Origin of the sequence: Chryseobacterium carnipullorum, from assembly GCF_900142785.1 — a bacterium.
GTDB classification, from domain to species: Bacteria; Bacteroidota; Bacteroidia; order Flavobacteriales; family Weeksellaceae; genus Chryseobacterium; species Chryseobacterium carnipullorum.
Map to the genome: position 1 here is coordinate 1 of NZ_FRCD01000043.1, position 3,811 is coordinate 3,811.

Here is a 3,811-nt window from a genome sequence, read left to right on the forward strand (position 1 = left end):
GTCTGAAAAAAGTAGAACTGGAATTTGGATTACACGCTTTAGCACATAACCTAAGAAAGAAAGTTGCCTGAAGAGGACAACTTTTTCCTTTTTTGGACAATAAAACAAAGTTCAACTAAAATAAAATCCGTCTCGCAAATTGGTTGTGAGACGGATTCTACCCTATGATGTTATGTTAGTCATTATTTCACATCAAACCGATCAAGATTCATTACTTTCGTCCAAACTCTCACGAAATCCTTAACAAATTTCCCCTGAGCATCGTTGCTTCCATACACTTCGGCAATTGCTCTCAATTCAGAGTTCGACCCGAAAACAAGATCTGCTCGGCTAGCCGTCCATTTAGGCTGTCCTGTAGAACGATCGGTACCCATATACAGTTCATTATCTTCAGAAATAGATTTCCATTGCGTTCCCATGTCCAGAAGATTAACAAAGAAGTCATTGGTAAGTACTCCAGGGCGATTGGTAAATACACCATGTTTAGATCCGTCAAAATTAGTATCCAGTGCACGCATTCCTCCTACCAAAACCGTTAATTCCGGAGCTGTAAGGGTTAAGAGCTGTGCTTTATCGATCAATAAAGATTCAGTAGATACCGAGAATTTACTCTTCAGATAATTACGGAATCCGTCCGCTGCCGGTTCCAGATATCCCATAGATTCCACATCGGTCTGCTCTTGCGAAGCGTCCATTCTTCCAGGCGTGAAAGGGACTTTAATATCCTGTCCTGCATCCTGTGCTGCCTTTTCTACGGCTACACTTCCAGCCAAAACAATAATATCGGCCATTGATATCTTCTTTCCTCCGCTTTGAGAGTCATTAAATTCTTTCTGAATCTTCTCCAATTCCCCTAAAACTTTCTGAAGCTGAGAAGGATTGTTTACGGCCCAGTATTTTTGTGGAGCCAGACGGATTCTGGCACCATTAGCTCCGCCACGTTTGTCACTTCCTCTGAATGTAGACGCAGAAGCCCAGGCAACAGATACCAGCTCAGAAATAGTCAGTCCTGAATTTAATATTTTCCCTTTTAATGCCCCAACATCTCCATCATTCACCAGTTCATGATCAACTGCCGGAATAGGATCCTGCCAGATCAGTTCCTCCTGTGGAACATCCGGTCCTAAATATCTTGCTTTAGGGCCCATATCTCTGTGCGTAAGTTTAAACCATGCTCTGGAGAAGGCATCAGCAAAGGCATCCGGGTTTTCGTAGAAATGTCTTGATATTTTTTCGTAAACAGGATCCAGTCGCAATGAAAGGTCTGTCGTAAGCATGGTAGGTCTGTGCTTTTTATTTGGATCAAAGGCGTCAGGAATGATCTCTGCACCGTCTTTTGCCACCCACTGATGAGCACCGGCAGGGCTTTTCGTAAGCTCCCACTCGTTTTCAAATAAATTCTTGAAGAAATAATTACTCCATTCTGTAGGAGTTTCTGTCCAGGTTACTTCCAGTCCGCTGGAAATAGCATCTGTTCCTCTTCCTGATTTATAGGTACTGCTCCACCCTAGCCCCTGAAGTTCGATTCCGGCAGCTTCCGGTTCTTTTCCTACATGATCAGCAGGACCGGCACCGTGTGTTTTCCCAAAGGTATGTCCACCGGCAATCAAAGCTACTGTTTCCTCATCATTCATCGCCATACGTCCGAACGTATCTCTGATATCTTTAGCTGCAGCAATAGGATCAGGATTTCCGTCCGGACCCTCAGGATTTACATAGATAAGTCCCATTTGTACCGCTGCAAGTGGTTTCTCAAGATTTCTGGAATGAATATTACCATCTGCATCATCATCTGTAGGAAGCACCCCATGTTGTTCAGCTACACCTTCTGATCCGTGAGCATAACGAAGGTCACCTCCCAGCCATGTTTTTTCCGAACCCCAGTAAATATCCATATCCGGTTCCCATACATCTTCACGCCCTCCTGCAAATCCGAATGTTTTAAAGCCCATCGATTCCAGAGCTATATTTCCTGTCAGGATTAAAAGATCAGCCCACGAAATATTCTTTCCATATTTTTGTTTAATCGGCCACAATAATCTTCTGGCCTTGTCTAAACTTACATTATCCGGCCAGCTGTTCAAAGGGGCAAAACGTTGCTGTCCTGCTCCCGCTCCTCCTCTTCCATCCCCTACACGGTACGTACCGGCACTATGCCACGCCATGCGGATGAACAAAGGACCGTAATGGCCAAAGTCAGCGGGCCACCAATCCTGAGAGTCTGTCATTAATGCATGGAGGTCTCTTTTTACCGCATCAAGATCAAGGCTTTTAAATGCTTCGGCGTAGTCAAAATCCTTATCCATAGGATCTGAAAGTGATGAGTGCTGACGCAGGATATCTACCCTCAGTTGCTCAGGCCACCAATCTAAATTTTTGGTTCCTCCGCCTGCTACGGATTCTTTTTTCATTGTTCCGTTATGAAATGGGCACTTACTGATGTCATTCGAATCTTTTTCCATTGTCGTTTAATATTTTATGTTGTTTAATACATTTTCTTTTTAAATACCTGACAAACTTACAAAGCCTTCTTAATATATACAATCTATTAATTTTAATTTAAACCATAGTTAAAAACTATAATAAATTAATTTTTACAGATCGCTTGATCATATCAGACTAAAACAAGTAATAATGCAATTAAGTTAATGAAAATTAGAGAATATACAGACAATAAGCAAGATTAAACCATCATATTTAGAATGATTCAAATGAACGGTATACAATTTGATAATCAGTTCATTCAGTTTAATAAAATTTGATTATTTTTATAATTCCAAGCATAAAATTGATATGAAAAAAATACTCGTTATCCTCCTTGTTGCCTTCATTATTATCCAGTTTTTCCCGATTGACAAAACCAATCCACCTCCTACGCCGGGCATGGATTTTCTGAAAATAAAAAATACACCACCCCCTGTTGCCAGGATGATCAGTACCTCATGTTATGACTGTCATTCGAATGAAACCCAATATCCATGGTATTCAAGCATATCACCAGCTTCATGGTTAGTTAAAAATCATATCGATGAAGGCCGTAAGCATCTTAATTTCTCTACCTTTGCTGTATACGAGCCGAAGATACAGGCTCATAAACTGGAAGAATGCATCGAAATGATCGAAAAGGAAGAAATGCCTTTGGAATCTTACTATGTAGGACACCAGGATGCAAAACTGACCGCTGAACAGCGTAAAGAATTGATCCAATATTTCAAAAAAGTAAAAGAAGACACCGAAAGAAAAATGGTATTTTAAAAATAAGCTTCATGCGGGAGAATTGGGATAATCAACATATTGTGTTTTTTGACGGCGATTGCGGCGTCTGTAATTTCTGGGTGCAATGGATTCTTGAACGGGATAAGAATAACAGATTTATGTTTGCATCCCTTCAGTCTGATTTCGGACAAAAATTCTTGGCTGAAAGAGGTCTGGAAACCAAAGTATTCAACACGCTCTATCTCTGGAAACCGGGCCATTACTACTACATAAAATCAAGGGCAGTACTCCAGATTGCCAGTATATTGGGTGGTATTTATAAGCTTTCGGTTGCCGGAAAAATAATTCCTGCATTTTTTAGTGATCAGATATATGATCTCATTTCAAGAAACAGAATGAAACTGGCTAATCAGAAATGCTTTCTTCCTGATCCGAATCAAAAGAAAAAATTTATTGAAGTCTGATTCTTAATGATGGATTTCTTCAAAATACATACTGAAAAGAGGCCGTCTCACAACTGAGGCGGTTTTTTTTGGTTATTATTTTAGGTTTTTATATTTTTATATTTGATAATCAGATATTTGTTTATGAATTT

At 40.2% G+C, this 3,811-nt stretch carries 3 protein-coding genes; 2 read left to right on the top strand and 1 reads right to left on the bottom strand.

Going from position 1 to position 3,811, the window contains the following annotated elements; translation table 11 throughout:
* Nucleotides 1-182: 182 nt before the first annotated feature.
* On the bottom strand, nucleotides 183-2,462 hold the full coding sequence (katG, locus tag BUC06_RS23185) for a catalase/peroxidase HPI (RefSeq protein WP_073336987.1): 2,280 nt from the start codon (nucleotides 2,460-2,462) through the stop codon (nucleotides 183-185).
* A 331-nt stretch (nucleotides 2,463-2,793) separates the two neighbouring features.
* Between katG and BUC06_RS23190 the strand changes: the two genes are divergently transcribed.
* Nucleotides 2,794-3,255: a heme-binding domain-containing protein gene (locus BUC06_RS23190; RefSeq protein WP_073336989.1), complete on the top strand. Its 462-nt coding sequence runs from the start codon at nucleotides 2,794-2,796 to the stop codon at nucleotides 3,253-3,255.
* A gap of 11 nt (nucleotides 3,256-3,266) precedes the next feature.
* A complete protein-coding gene (locus tag BUC06_RS23195) occupies nucleotides 3,267-3,680 on the top strand; it encodes a thiol-disulfide oxidoreductase DCC family protein (protein WP_073336991.1) in 414 nt (137 codons plus the stop codon).
* Nucleotides 3,681-3,811: the final 131 nt, after the last annotated feature.